General features: G+C 38.5%; 12 protein-coding genes. 7 read left to right on the top strand and 5 right to left on the bottom strand.

Annotated elements, in window-relative coordinates; translation table 11 throughout:
* The first annotated feature begins 49 nt into the window (after nucleotides 1–49).
* From NI465_RS11395 to NI465_RS11365, 7 genes are all read left to right on the top strand, one after another.
* Nucleotides 50–1,060: an NAD-dependent epimerase/dehydratase family protein gene (locus tag NI465_RS11395; RefSeq protein WP_253145369.1), complete on the top strand. Its 1,011-nt coding sequence runs from the start codon at nucleotides 50–52 to the stop codon at nucleotides 1,058–1,060.
* 137 nt (nucleotides 1,061–1,197) lie between these two features.
* Nucleotides 1,198–2,592 carry a class II fumarate hydratase gene (gene fumC / locus NI465_RS11390; protein WP_253145368.1) on the top strand — a complete coding sequence of 465 codons (1,395 nt, stop codon included), beginning with the start codon at nucleotides 1,198–1,200 and terminating at the stop codon, nucleotides 2,590–2,592.
* 126 nt (nucleotides 2,593–2,718) lie between these two features.
* Complete coding sequence (locus NI465_RS11385) at nucleotides 2,719–3,210, top strand: hypothetical protein (RefSeq protein WP_004280216.1); 492 nt, start codon at nucleotides 2,719–2,721, stop codon at nucleotides 3,208–3,210.
* 433 nt (nucleotides 3,211–3,643) lie between these two features.
* Entirely contained in the window at nucleotides 3,644–4,246 is a 603-nt protein-coding gene (locus NI465_RS11380) for a nitroreductase family protein (protein WP_004280217.1), read from the top strand.
* A gap of 129 nt (nucleotides 4,247–4,375) precedes the next feature.
* Nucleotides 4,376–4,738: an immunity protein Imm33 domain-containing protein gene (locus NI465_RS11375; protein WP_253145367.1), complete on the top strand. Its 363-nt coding sequence runs from the start codon at nucleotides 4,376–4,378 to the stop codon at nucleotides 4,736–4,738.
* On the top strand, nucleotides 4,739–5,107 hold the full coding sequence (locus NI465_RS11370) for a hypothetical protein (protein WP_005266461.1): 369 nt from the start codon (nucleotides 4,739–4,741) through the stop codon (nucleotides 5,105–5,107). It abuts the gene before it with no gap.
* Between the two features lie 921 nt (nucleotides 5,108–6,028).
* A complete protein-coding gene (locus tag NI465_RS11365; protein WP_004280222.1) occupies nucleotides 6,029–6,790 on the top strand; it encodes an alpha/beta fold hydrolase in 762 nt (253 codons plus the stop codon).
* 15 nt (nucleotides 6,791–6,805) lie between these two features.
* Here NI465_RS11365 and NI465_RS11360 read toward each other — a convergent pair whose 3' ends face one another.
* From NI465_RS11360 to tssH, 5 genes are all read right to left on the bottom strand, one after another.
* The gene (locus NI465_RS11360; protein WP_005107024.1) at nucleotides 6,806–7,747 is read right to left on the bottom strand and encodes a M15 family metallopeptidase; all 942 of its coding nucleotides are present in this window, start codon (nucleotides 7,745–7,747) and stop codon (nucleotides 6,806–6,808) included.
* Nucleotides 7,748–7,874: 127 nt separating this feature from the next.
* Entirely contained in the window at nucleotides 7,875–8,687 is an 813-nt protein-coding gene (gene icmH, locus NI465_RS11355) for a type IVB secretion system protein IcmH/DotU (RefSeq protein WP_005107023.1), read from the bottom strand.
* An 8-nt stretch (nucleotides 8,688–8,695) separates the two neighbouring features.
* Complete coding sequence (gene tssK / locus NI465_RS11350; RefSeq protein WP_005107022.1) at nucleotides 8,696–10,060, bottom strand: type VI secretion system baseplate subunit TssK; 1,365 nt, start codon at nucleotides 10,058–10,060, stop codon at nucleotides 8,696–8,698.
* An 8-nt stretch (nucleotides 10,061–10,068) separates the two neighbouring features.
* Complete coding sequence (tssA, locus tag NI465_RS11345; protein ID WP_180087328.1) at nucleotides 10,069–11,172, bottom strand: type VI secretion system protein TssA; 1,104 nt, start codon at nucleotides 11,170–11,172, stop codon at nucleotides 10,069–10,071.
* Nucleotides 11,173–11,223: 51 nt separating this feature from the next.
* Complete coding sequence (gene tssH, locus NI465_RS11340; protein ID WP_184413199.1) at nucleotides 11,224–13,890, bottom strand: type VI secretion system ATPase TssH; 2,667 nt, start codon at nucleotides 13,888–13,890, stop codon at nucleotides 11,224–11,226.
* Nucleotides 13,891–13,983: the final 93 nt, after the last annotated feature.

Raw genomic sequence — 13,983 nt, 5'->3', positions numbered from 1 at the left:
TCAATAGCAACAGATTGATCTTGGCTTCATCAGAAAGTAGGTAGTATAAATGATTTTAGTGACGGGTGGATTAGGCTTTTTAGGCTCACATATTGCTTTAAGTCTGTTAGCACAAGGACTAGAGGTCATTGTGGTCGATAATTTGGCCAATGCCAACTTACAGACTCTGGAGCGTCTTGAATTTATCTCCGGCATGTACGTACCTTTTATCAAGATTGATATTCGCAATACCCCAGCATTGAATAAAGTCTTTGAGCAGCATTCGATTCAGGCTGTGGTACATACCGCAAGTTTTAAATCACTGGAAGAATCAGTATTAAAACCACTTGAATATTATAATGATAATGTCAGCTGTATTATGAGTCTCATGCGTGCCATGCAACGTACCGGAGTGCGTCATCTGGTACATTTATCCAGTCTGGCGGTATATGGACAATCTGGCACAGATTTAAGCGAAGATCTGCCTTTTAACTTCACTTATCCGAATCCCTATATCAAATCGCAACAGATGGTTGAGGAAATTATCCGGGATACTGCCAAAACTGACAATGAATGGCGGATTGCGATCCTGCGTCTATCCAATATCGCCGGTGCCTTTGAACACGGTGTGCTGGGGGAAGCAGTGCCACCTTTACCGAAAAATATTGTGCCTTTGGCGATGCAGGTCGCTGCACAGCAACGTGAATATCTGGAATTACGCCGTCAGGCCCATACTGCGGATGGCACAGTAGAACGCAGTTTTCTGCATGTCGCAGATTGTTGTGATGCGGTGATCAAGTCCTTGCAATGGTTGTCGCAACAGCAGGAATTAAAATGTGAAGCCTTTAATATCGCCGGTGAATTGATTTCCATACAGGATTTGCTAGATCAACTGGCTGAAGTCACCCAGTCTGCAATCAAAACCATGGATGCTTTACCATATCCCCATGCGGAAATGGATCAATTGGGGGCGAACATTGAAAAGGCGCGAAATATTCTACATTGGCAACCTCAGCGATCACTCAGAAAGATGCTTGAGGATGAATGGTTGTTTTATCAGAATATGCTCAGAGGGCAGTAATTAAAAGTATTTAGCTATATTTGATAATAATTATCATTTACATGATTACTGTGATCGATTACTTTAAATCAATAGATTAAATCATTCATATTGAAATTCCTAAGATTAGTAACAGGCAAGAAGAATTGAGGTTGAACATGCAAACACGTATTGAACATGACACGATGGGAGAAGTGGCTGTACCGAGCGAGGCTTTATGGGGCGCTCAGACTCAGCGTAGCTTGCAAAATTTCAAAATTGGAAATGAGCGTTTGCCACAGCCAATGATTCGTGCCATGGGACTCGTCAAAAAAGCTGCGGCCTTAACCAATGCCGAGCTGAACCAGATTTCCCAAGAACTGTCACGCTACATTGTAGATGCGGCAGATGAAGTCATCAGCGGGAAATGGGACAGTCAATTTCCACTGGTGGTCTGGCAAACCGGTTCAGGTACGCAAAGCAATATGAACTGTAATGAGGTGATTGCCAATATTGCCAACCAGAAACTGGGCAATCATTTAGGGGCACAAAAACCGGTTCATCCGAATGATCATGTCAATCGTGCCCAATCTACCAATGATTCATTTCCGACGGCGATTCATGTGGCTGCGAGCTTGCAGATCAATGAACTGTTAATTCCGGCAGTCACACGCTTGCGCAATACTTTATATGCCAAATCTCAGGATTTTGCCGATATTGTAAAAATTGGCCGGACACACCTACAAGATGCTACGCCTTTAACCTTGGGGCAGGAATTCAGCGGTTATGTCTCTCAACTTGATCATGGACTTCTTCGTCTAGAACAGGCCTTAGTTGGCTTATATGAATTGCCATTAGGCGGTACAGCGGTTGGTACCGGTCTAAATGCTCATCCTGATTATGCTGTTCAGTCTGCTAAAACACTAGGACAGTTAACAAGCTTACCATTTGTAACTGCGCCAAACAAGTTTGAGGCTCTGGCAGGCCGTGATGCTGCGGTATTCGCGTCTGGTGCATTAAAGACTTTAGCGGTTAGCTTAAATAAGATTGCCAATGATATTCGCTGGCTGGCCAGCGGGCCTCGTTGTGGTTTTGGTGAATTGCGTATTCCTGAAAATGAACCGGGTTCTAGCATCATGCCGGGTAAGGTGAATCCGACGCAAAGTGAAGCGATGACCATGGTCGTCGCACAAGTTCTCGGCAATGACACCACCATTAACGTGGCAGGTGCATCAGGTAACTTTGAACTGAATGTGTTTATGCCGGTCATTGCCTATAACCTGCTGCAATCCATCCAGCTTTTAGGCGATGCGTGTAACAGTTTTAATGATCACTGCGCCGTAGGTATTGAGCCGAATCATGAAAAAATTGAACATTTCCTGCATGATTCTTTAATGCTGGTCACAGCATTGAATCCGGTGATTGGTTATGAGAATGCAGCCAAGGTTGCCAAAACAGCCTATAAGGAAGGAAAAACCTTAAAACAGGTGGCTGTTGAACTGGGTTTAGTCACCGCTGAACAGTTTGATGAAGTGGTGCGTCCTGAGCAAATGATCTCACCGAATGCCAAATAAGGGCTGCAGCGCTTTTATTTTCAATCTTTCCGCCTGTTTTATCATGGAATAGTCAGCAGTGGTTTTTATCTCAGGCAGAGTTGCGTACAATAGTGCTAGATGAGATTAACCACTGATGATTGTTTTATGCTTGATATTTATTTAACAGATGTTCAAAGAAAGGTGCAATTCAAGGATTATCCAGGTGAGCATCCTGTTAAATTTATTCTGAATTTCAAAAAGATTTTCCCAAGTGTGATGGAACTTCTTTTACCTGTGCTTCCCGATAATGAAAATCTGGAAGAAATGTCTTGGGAATCGACCAGCGATGATTTTGAAACCTTCCAGATGTTCTTAACTGGATGGGGTATTATCGAACTTCGATTAAAAGCAATTACCCAGTTTAAAGATAAAGCATTTGCGGATCGTCTGGTTAAACAAGCCCAACAGAAACGCAAAGACTATCAAAAACAGCAGACTAAACTAACCACAGTTGAACTGGATTATTTGTTTATGCATGAGATGCATGCTCTGATTGATGCAGAACTGGTGGAACTCGGTGAGAAATTCTATTTACCGATTTTACGTGAGCTCTGGAAGACTAAAGTATCTGCTCAGGTGCTGAACGCGAAGTTTTAAATCGGTTTTTTAGCTTTTAATTATAAAATTAATCCTCCAATTTTGGGGGGATTAATTTTTATCTGCAAGATGAGATTTATTTCATGATGTGCTCTCTCTTAGAATAGCCTAAGCAAGATTAAATTTGGTGATTGAAGGTCTTTATTCTTAAAATTTTGATCAATAATAGCGCATGTTGAACCATTGTTTAGCGTCAGGCACTCGCATAGGGCAGTAGTTTTAACGATTGTTCAAAAAATAGATGAAAATGATCATTTTTAGCTAAAAAATATATAAAAATATCAATTAAATAGCCTAGTAATTGAGTCCATTATTTTTTAAGGTATATAGGCTTTATCTCACGTTAAAGCAAAAGCTCCATTGATTAGCTATCCTTCATAAAAATAACTGAAGGTTCAAATTTTCCCGAAGATATATCCCAGGATTTTCAAAAATGTCGAATCAGTTTTTAGATTTAATTACTAAACGCCGTACTATTTATGCCATTGCCAAGAATGTTGAACAATCTCCTGAACATCTAACTGATTTGATTCAGACTGCAATTAAGCAGAGCCCATCTTCTTTCAATTCTCAGTCTTCACGCGCCGTCATTTTATTCAATTCAGAACATGAAAAGTTCTGGGGCTTTGTAGCAGAAAAATTAAAAAGCTATGCTAAAGATGAAGAAAGTGCTGCAAAAACCACAGTAAAAATGGCAAGTTTTGCGGCAGGGCTAGGTACCGTTTTATTTTTTGAAGATCACACAGTCGTACAAGGCTTACAGGAACAATTCCCATCTTATGCTGATAACTTCCCAATCTGGGCAGAGCATTCGACTGCGATCGCACAATTTGCAACCTGGACAGCATTGCATACAGAAGGTCTGGGCGCATCATTGCAGCATTACAATCCGATCGTGGATGAACAGGTACATGCGGAATGGGACATTCCATCGAACTGGAAGTTGCGTGCACAGTTGGTCTTTGGTTCGATAGAAGGCGAGCCACGTGCCAAAGATTATCTGGCAGATGAAGAGCGCTTTAAAGTCTTCCAATAAGCTGAGATCCATATCTGCACTTAACACGGTTTAAGGGCAGATATTTTTTAGATCTCGATGAAATCCCAATCAGCTTCATTAAAATTAAGTTAAAATAGCGTGCTAATGAAAATTGATGAGTAAGACCGAATGTCGAAAAACACGCAAAACCTATCACCTTTACAAGAACTGATCGCAGAGCAAAAACTACTTTGTGAAGAAGTAGGCTCGGCTTATGTTGAAGTCACGGGTGATGATGTTGTTGCGGTGGCCGTACATACCTTGAAACAAGATCCGATTGTCGGCATCCGTAAAAAGCCTGAAACGGCTGAAAATATTAGCTGGTATATTTATGGTGGAGAACCTTCAAGTGAAGAAACTTTTGAAACCATGACAGTACGTGAATTACAGGACATTGCACCAGAAGTTTTACCGTATCTGGCTCTGGAAACAGGTTTTCGTTTCATGATCGATACCGATGATTATGAAGATGTCTGGAAAGAAGAAATTTAAATGCTAAAAAAATCATCTTTCATTTGTGCTGGATTATTATTAGGACTGAGTAGCGTAGTCTTCGCACAGCCGCTTTCACAAAGTGCCTATGATGAGTTTATTTCAACACAGACTAAAATCGTGAATGAAACCAAACATATTTTAGATGAAGATGATCAAAAGGCAGATGCCCAAACTCAACGCCAGGCTTTCTGCAAGCGACTGAAAGCCTATCAGGATATTCAAAAGGTGTCCGAAGAAAACAGCAGTCTGAATATGGCACCTACGATGTCTATGATTGCCAGAAATTTTCTTGAGCGGCAGGATCAAAGTTTGACTAAATCTGGAATGACGGCGAGCGTATTTTGTAAAAATAGGGAAGTAGAATAAGTTATAAACTACTTTTTTATCTTGAAAGTTTTTCGCAGTGGAATAAAAATAAAGTATCTAAGTCTATTTCACAATCAAATTTTATAGATATTAAAACCTGAAAGACCATCTCCCGAATATCATTTAATAAAGAAAATGTTAAGTTAATTTAAATTTATTTTGATGTGAATACCTCATATCCCGGGGATATATCAGCGGTAGTCAAATATATTGATAAGAATAAATGAATAATCTGGATTTTTATAATTTTCTGAAAATGTCTTATATACGTGATGTAATTTCTTGAACAGGATAATTTAAGTAGGATAGCGTGATTGCACGTTTATATTTAAGCTAATAACTTGAACATCCTAAGATATTAAAATAGCCTAAGCAATACATAATTTTAACAACTTTATCAAGAAAGGGGGAGAGGGGAAATTTATAATGTTGATGTTTACTACCTGTAACTCATTTGGACTTAAGACGTATTATTCTAAACAGAATCAAGTGGATTAATAAGCTACTTATGAATAGTCATTTTTTGATAAATAATAAGCAATGAATAATTAAAAACAATATTTTCAAAATTACCTCAGTCTATTTGGGTAATAACAGCGAGTTAGTTTAAGAAACACTCTGACCTAAAAGTGGTTTACATGTTATTAAATCCCAGTTTTAAGATTTTCATTAATTTTATTTAGTCTGCACCACAACTCAACCATCTTCTTTCATATTTATAGATAGCCAAATATGCATCCAGATCTAAAATCATAATTTTAAATACTTACAAATTGATTATGAATTATTTAGCCTAAGCAAAATATATCCCCATAAAATAGCCTAAGTAAAATTTATATTTAAAAATTTCGCAATTGATTAATTCCCAATATAAATCCATTATAAACACTTAAATAAAGAAAGAAATCACGGAATTCTCAAATGATCCTAAATTATCAACTCCAACACCACGAAACGTCAGTACTATCTCCAATGATTTTTATTCATGGTTTATTCGGTAGTTTAAGTAATTTAGGAATACTAGCTCGATATTTTTCTGAGCAAAGAACCGTGCTTCAAATTGATGTACGCAATCATGGTCTTTCTGGTCATAGTTCAGACTTAAATTATCAGTTCATGGCGGAAGATGTCCTAGAAACTTTATCAAGTTTAAATATTCAAAAGTTCATAGTAATAGGGCATTCTATGGGCGGAAAAATTGCTATGAAATTGGCTGATTTAGCCCGAGTACAAACTGAAAAGTTGGTCGTTCTTGATATTACACCAATCCAATATCATGAGAGTCATCATACTGAGATTTTTAAAGCCTTATTTGCTGTGCAGCAAGCAAATGTTGCTTCACGACTTGAGGCAGCAAAAATTATGCGTGAATACATTCATGAAGAAATGGTAATTCAGTTTTTATTAAAATCCTTTAATAAAGGGCAATGGCTCTTTAATGTTCAAGCTTTATTTGATCATTATCCAGATATTATGGCTTGGGAAAAGGTCGAAAAAGTTAATCAGCCAGCTTTATTTCTTCGTGGCGGTAATTCTTTTTATATCTCAAAACCTGAACATTTTGCGGCAATCAATGAACAATTTTCTCAGGCGAAAATTGAATGCATTGAAAATACAGGACATTGGCTGCATGGTGAAAAGCCAGATGAAGTCATTAAACATATGCAGACTTTTCTAAATTAATTTACGATTTCGCACTCAAGGCTGAAATGTTTGAGTCTGTAATTGTCCTTCATGAATGAGTTGATGCGCCATTTCAGCTGTTTTCTTTAAACCGGGCATACGATATTCAGTATGTCCAAAATCTTTAATGGATTTCCAGCGACCGCCCCAGGTTAAACCCACCGATTCTGCAATCTGGCCAAACAGTTCATAACCACGCATGGCCCATGGATCACGTTCACTAATCACCACCTTGCCATTCCGCTTAAAGGCAATATCCGCGGCCAGACCAAACTGATGATAACTTTGAAAGCCTTTGGCCTTGGTAATATTACTGTTGGTCGCCAAAGAGTTTTGCCTTTCCGGACTTCGATAACCTTCGAGTAAAACCAGCTCATAACCATGCTGTTCGCGCATAATTTTAAAAACCATCAGTAAGCGCTGTTTAAATCGCGGATTCATCTTATGCCATTTACGGTCTGCTGTGCTGATATTTGGATTTATATGAATGTCTTCAATATTCAGATTAAGGCTTTGCGCTGAAATTACAGAATGATTTGCTAAAGATTCTTCTTGTAAGGCTTCGATAATAAGCTGTTCATCAACTTCAGTTGGAGCTGTTAATATTTGCCCATCTAATAATGCATAAATCTGTGGATCAACTTTCCTTAAATATTCAGCTTCAAACCTACTTGCAGTAAGTGGCTGAGTGAAAGCGAACATTAAAATACTGGCAAATAAGCTAAATCCTGAAATCAAAATCCACCATTGCTGCAAATACCATTCAGACTGAAGATGCTCAGGCGATGCCGCCTGATGAAATTTCTGAACAAACTGTTTTGCTTGAGAAAATTGTTGTTTGCTTTGTGAAATCAAATCAAGAAAAAAATCCTGTATTCTTAATCGAAACTCGTAAGACAGCAAGGCTAACATAGCTAAGCTTAATAGAATAAAGCTGCTCAATATAATCAAAATCATCAGTTGAATGATTGATCTAATAATAATTCAAAATTTTTTTTTTATTCATCGATATAAATTTTCCAACGGCGTCATTTTTTAAGTCTTTATTTTTATAAGTGTCCATCATATTTATTTGAAAATTGAGTTAGGGTAAATGAATCGTAATATAGGCTTGTTCAGCAGGCGCGCTAATCAAATTTTGATATTGAGAAAAAACAGCAGCTTGTTCTGTTGACAAGGCATATTTAAAAACCACAAAGCTGATCACGGCAAATAATAATAAAAATATCAGAATCCAGAAAAATGGTAATTCACGATGGATAATATGTCGGATTTGATCTGGAATTGCTGAAAAAGGAGAAAAAGCAACTTTTTTACCCTTGAGATAATCAATCTGATCTCCGATACGAGCAATCAGACTATTTAAATGCTCAATAGATTCAATTCGATATTTTCCATGGAAGCCCAATAAAAGGCAATAATGATATACCTCTAATACTGCCAGACGTTGCTTATCTTTATGGCGTATTTCTTCCAGATATTCAAAGAAGCGATAACCTGCAAGTTGTGAACCAAAAAGGCTTAACTGCAAGGGACTGATCATCCAGGAATTTTGCAGATCAAAAAATCGCTCATCCTGTTGGGTGACAATTGTTTCATCTATTAAAGCGCAATAGGCATATTTTGCATCTTGAATATCTTCAGCTGAAAATTGCATCTGGCGTGCCTGATGTTCAAAACTTTTCAACATCTCCAGAATTTTTTCACGGAAAGACTCTATATTTACAGGGACATAGTGATTTTTTAACAGGAAAACAATATAGAAGCCGTCATGCAGTAAATCTACCAGACTATTCGTAGAGGTAGGGTAGGTTTCTACAGGTTGCATGGCTGTATAATCTACTCCGATTTGATCGCCATCAAAGAGTGAAAGAGGAGTGTTAGAGATTGTATTCATTAATATTTTTATCCATTCATGACAGCAATAAGTTCAATCGCGATATCCTGAAAGCCATTCGGGATATAAACACAAATCGATTCTGAATCCAGCATGCGCTGATACAGTTCATTATTGGGTTCAATCTCAAAATAATGAACGCCGGAACGTACCGGAATTGCAGTAGGCACCTGCATGAGATGCTGAACGGGTACAGCCGGTAAAGCTGCAACCACGCGTTGTTCTACATCTATAGTACTACCAATTTTAAAACGGATCGGAACATAGGCAATCAAGTCATGTGCAGGCATAACACTACTTGATACAGCAAGATATAACCGCGTATTGTGACTGATCTTATCGGTCTCCAGACTGCCAAACCAATAGGATGGGCGAGTTTCTTTTAAGCTGATACTGATATATCGATTCGAAATAATTGTATCGAGTAAATCTCTGAGAATAATATCCAGCTGATTGAAGCTGTCGTATAGATGATGATGCTGATACTGCGGCAATTGATCAATGTCATAGGCTGTTGAAAAGGTAAGTAGGGAACCACTGAGTCTTAAAAGTTCCGCATATAGCCGTTCCGGATGAATTTGTGGATACTGCAAAATATGATTTAAGGTTGCATAAGCAGTATTTAAGGCATTCACCAGCCAGAAAGAGACAATATCCCCAGAACGAAATTCAATCAGTTTCTGTTCGTTTTCACGGTTATTGGATTGAATCGTTTTAATCTTGGCCCGGATGATATTCAAAGTTCGCTTTAAATTGTCTAGCAGATATTCACAGGCCTGAATATGTAAAATTGGAGGAATGAATTTATGATCAAAAATAAAATTTCCAGAACTTTGTCGTTTGATTTGAGCAACCGGAAGATATAAATAACCATCCAGAGGCTGCTGAGGTTCTTGGCCAACTTCAAAAAGTTTAAATTCTGCCCGACGGCGTAACAGGGTGATCTCTGCAGTAGTGGCATCGGTGAATAAATCATGGGTCGAGATTAAATGTGAGTGATAACGACTAGATTGAGTGTTTTCGACATGACTTACATTTTGCTTGTTCGGCTGTAGCATTGGCAAAGCCAAATAAATTTGCATTTCACCACGCAGGTTTAAGGTATCCAGTTGTACAGGTTCTGGTAATAAATCCTGTGCAGGCGCCTGATAAATTTCACCATCTTGCCAGATCATTTCAATTTTACTTAATGCCAATATATGCATATTGAATTGAGCTTCATCAAATTGAATGGACTGGATCCCGTGAGCAAAAGGAAATGTCGCCCGAATCATATGACTCAAGCGTTGCTCATGATAGGCATCCTGTAATTGAAAATGTTGCGGTCTTAAAAATAGACCTTCGCCCCACAGTACTTTTTCTGCTTTAAACATTTTAATATTTACCACTCATTCTTGGATTCATCATTGGCATATATACCCAGTAATTCATGTACGTTTTCGATCGGATTCTCGTTCTTGATTACTTGAGCCAGCCATTCATGTAATGGCATCTGACTCCATTTAATCGTCTTTTGCAGCATGTAGCTCACTGGACTATGCGGTTCATGAGATTGAAAATATCGAGCGATGTCTTGTAATAACTGCATGGCCTGTTGACGGTTGGCCAGATGGTTTTGGGCTTGAGGTCGAAATTCTTGTATATTTTCAGGCGAGGTATTCATCACTATTATTTCAGGTATTTTGAGAGTGCCGAATTGCGGTGTATTTATTTGATCCTGAGATATTGAAGAAATATCAGTTTTATAAATGCGCTTAATACTGGAGAAGATCGATTCAAGTTGAGAATCTGTGCTCGCGTAACTCGGTGCATTTAGACCCAGTAAATGATCCAGTGTATTTTTAAGATACAGCCATTGGGTCTGAATCTCGAGAAGAAAACCTTCATTCTGGCTTAAAACTGTTTGAGAAGTTTTCAGCAACGATTGCTCAAAATGCTCCAAATCCTGAACAGTATTATTTTCAGAGTAGTCATCTTGCTGTTGTTTGAGTTTAATATTGCGTTGATGTAAGAATGCCTCATAATCACCTAAATTATAAAAAGGCGCAGAGCTGACCAAAGGCACCTGTTTCATCAGCATTGGCAGTTGCGTAATCAAACCTTGTAATAATCCAAAACGTTGATCAAGATCATCCTCTTCGATTTGAGGATGTAACGTGAACCAGTATCGCTCAAGGCTTTGCTGGGTCAACTCTAATCCTCGAGCAATTCCTTCAAAACCATAGAGATGACTCCAAGCTTCTATAAGCCAGGTATATAGACGGATATCCTTGGTTTTTTCAGTTAATAATTCAATCGTTTTATCATGTACAAGTTGCCAATCGGCCTGTTTCGGTTCCGAGACCCAGTCACCTTGCTCCAATAAAGGATCATCACGAGTTCTGGCCTTGTTAATCACATGAAAATCATTTGAAAATGAATAGTCCACACCGCACGGCTGATCGACTGAAATGTCTTGCAATAAATATTCAAATTCCAGGCTCATCTTTATTCCAATTATTATATTTTATTTGTTTTTATTTTTAGGTTACTTCAACTAGGCAGCATCTGCTTTATTGCTTTTAGAACGTACTTTTTGCGCTATTTTAACTTTCGGATCTACGCTATAAAAAATTTCATCATTCTTAATCTCAATGTGAATCAGTTTAGGAATCTTTCCCTCACTCATGGTTCTCAATATTTCTGTAGCCAAAGCAGGCAATACTGAAGCATTTAAAATATGATCAATATTGCGCGCACCACTATCAACCTCGGTACATCGGCTGAGTAGAAGTTCGAGCAAGTCCTCATTATAAGTAACCTGCGTGGCATATTGCTGCTGAATACGTTGGGTAATTTTCCCCAGTTTATGCTGAATGATCTGGATCAATAGCTCATCATGTAAAGGATAATAAGGCACAATTTGCATACGCCCTAAAAATGCCGGTTTAAATTGCTGATACAAACTTGGTTTGAACAGTTCAATTAAGCTTTTTGCATCCGGCCAGTTTTCGACGGGTTGATTTACACAAGCCTGCATAATGGCACTGGAGCCAACATTGGAGGCCAACAGGATTGTCGTATTTTTAAAATCAATTAGACGGCCTTCACCATCTTCCAGCATGCCTTTATCAAAGACCTGATAAAATAATTCCTGCACATCAGGATGAGCTTTTTCGATTTCATCTAATAAAACCACGCTATAAGGATTACGGCGTACCGCTTCAGTCAAAATGCCTCCTTGACCATAACCGACATAACCTGGAGGAGCACCTTTTAAGGAAGATACGGTATGAGCTTCCTGATATTCCGACATATTTATCGTGATCAGATGTGATTCTCCTCCATACAATTCTTGAGCCAAGGCTAGGGCAGTTTCAGTTTTCCCCACACCACTTGGGCCAAGCAATAAAAATACACCTTGCGGTTTATTCGGATCATCCAGTTTTGCTTTAGATGTCTTAATACCTTGGACCAGTTGATGCAAAGCAAAGTCCTGACCCATTACACGTTGCGATAATTTATCTTGTAATTTTAATACCTGTCGGATTTCATCATTCATCATTTTACCTACTGGAATTCCGGTCCAGTCAGAAATGATCTGATTAATCATAGGGACTGTTACACGTTCAAACACGAGTGGGTTATCAGCCTGAATCTGAGACAAACATCGCTGTAATACTTTAATTTTATTTTTATTTTCAATTTTTTTGGATTGAATCTGTAATAATTTTATTTCCTGAACCAATTGAAGTTCTTGCTGCCATTGCTGTTCTACCTGAGAAATCTCTTGTTCCAAATTTGAAATATTTTTTGATAATTCAATTAAAAGTGTCTGATGACACGGAAAATTTTGATGCTCCTGATTTAAAATCTCATGTTCTAGCCGAAAATTATGCAGTTGTGCCTGTAACTGTTCTAACTTTGCAGGTTGCGCATTCTGGCTCAAGGCAACCCGTGCCGCGGCTGTATCCAATACACTAATGGCCTTATCCGGTAATTTCCGTCCACTGATATAACGATGTGAATTACGCACCGCAGCAGTAATTGCTTCATCATCAATCTGCAACTGAAAATGCTGAGTCATGAGCGGAATCATGGCGCGCAACATATTAATTGCGACTTCTTCATTAGGTTCTTCTACCTTTATCACCTGAAAACGACGGCTGAGCGCAGCATCTTTTTCAAAATATTGTTTGTACTCCGCCCATGTAGTCGCGGCGATGGTACGCAGTTCTCCTCGTGCCAAAGCTGGTTTTAACAGATTGGCAGCATCATTCTGACCAGCCTGACCACCTGCACCAATCAGCGTATGGGCTTCATCAATAAACAAGATAACAGGATAACTGCAGGACTGAACTTCTCGAATAATTTGCTTCAGGCGATTCTCAAACTCGCCTTTTACACTCGCACCTGCTTGTAATAAGCCCAGATCCAATACATGAAGTTCTACATTTTTGAGTACATCAGGTACTTGATTATTCACAATTTTCAGGGCTAATCCTTCTACCACAGCTGTCTTACCGACTCCCGGGTCGCCGGTGAGTATTGGATTGTTCTGACGACGGCGCATCAGGATATCCAGCATCAAACGGATTTCAAACTCACGACCGATCACCGGGTCGATTTGGCCTTGGCGTGCTTTTTCAGTTAGATTAATAGTGTATTGATCAAGTGCCGATGTTTTATTTAATTTTAGCTGTGCGTTAGGTGAATCTTCTTTTACCTTAGTAAGCTGAGAATAGCTCATATTTTCAATACTTTGCTCACAGAACTCTAAAAATCGGTGCTTCAAATGATCAATTGGAAGCTGCTCAAATAAAGTAGAAGCACGAATTGTCATTTGATATAGATCAGGCGCAGTGAGCAGGGCAACCAGTAGATGTCCGCTGCGGATCATCGGATTTTGCTCTGCTGAAGCCAAAAGCCAGGCATGTTCTAATACACGAATAATGGATTTGGCAAAGATAGGTGTACGAGAATTTCCTTTAGTCATTTGCTGAATACTCTGATTCAGATCATGGGTGAGATCATCTTCGGAAATTTCATATTTTTTGAGCAATAGTTTGAGATCATTCAAGTCTGGTTGCTGTAGCAACTCTAAGAAAAAATGCTCAATTTCGATTTCATAATTTTGCTGTGTGATGCAGAAATTCGCTGCCTTCTCAAGGCATAGGCGTGCATGTTCAGATAATTTTGTAATCAAAATTTTTAAATTACTCATATTTTTCTCTTTGAGAATATACAGCCTGATATTTTTGAAATTTATAGCTATATATTTCTTATTATTAGGTTTATTTTTATTTATTTAAGTTTT

This window comes from Acinetobacter lwoffii, assembly GCF_024129855.1.
GTDB lineage: Bacteria > Pseudomonadota > Gammaproteobacteria > Pseudomonadales > Moraxellaceae > Acinetobacter > Acinetobacter lwoffii_L.
The sequence above is the reverse complement of the archived record's forward strand: the minus strand, read 5'-3'. Positions and strand labels throughout refer to the sequence as shown.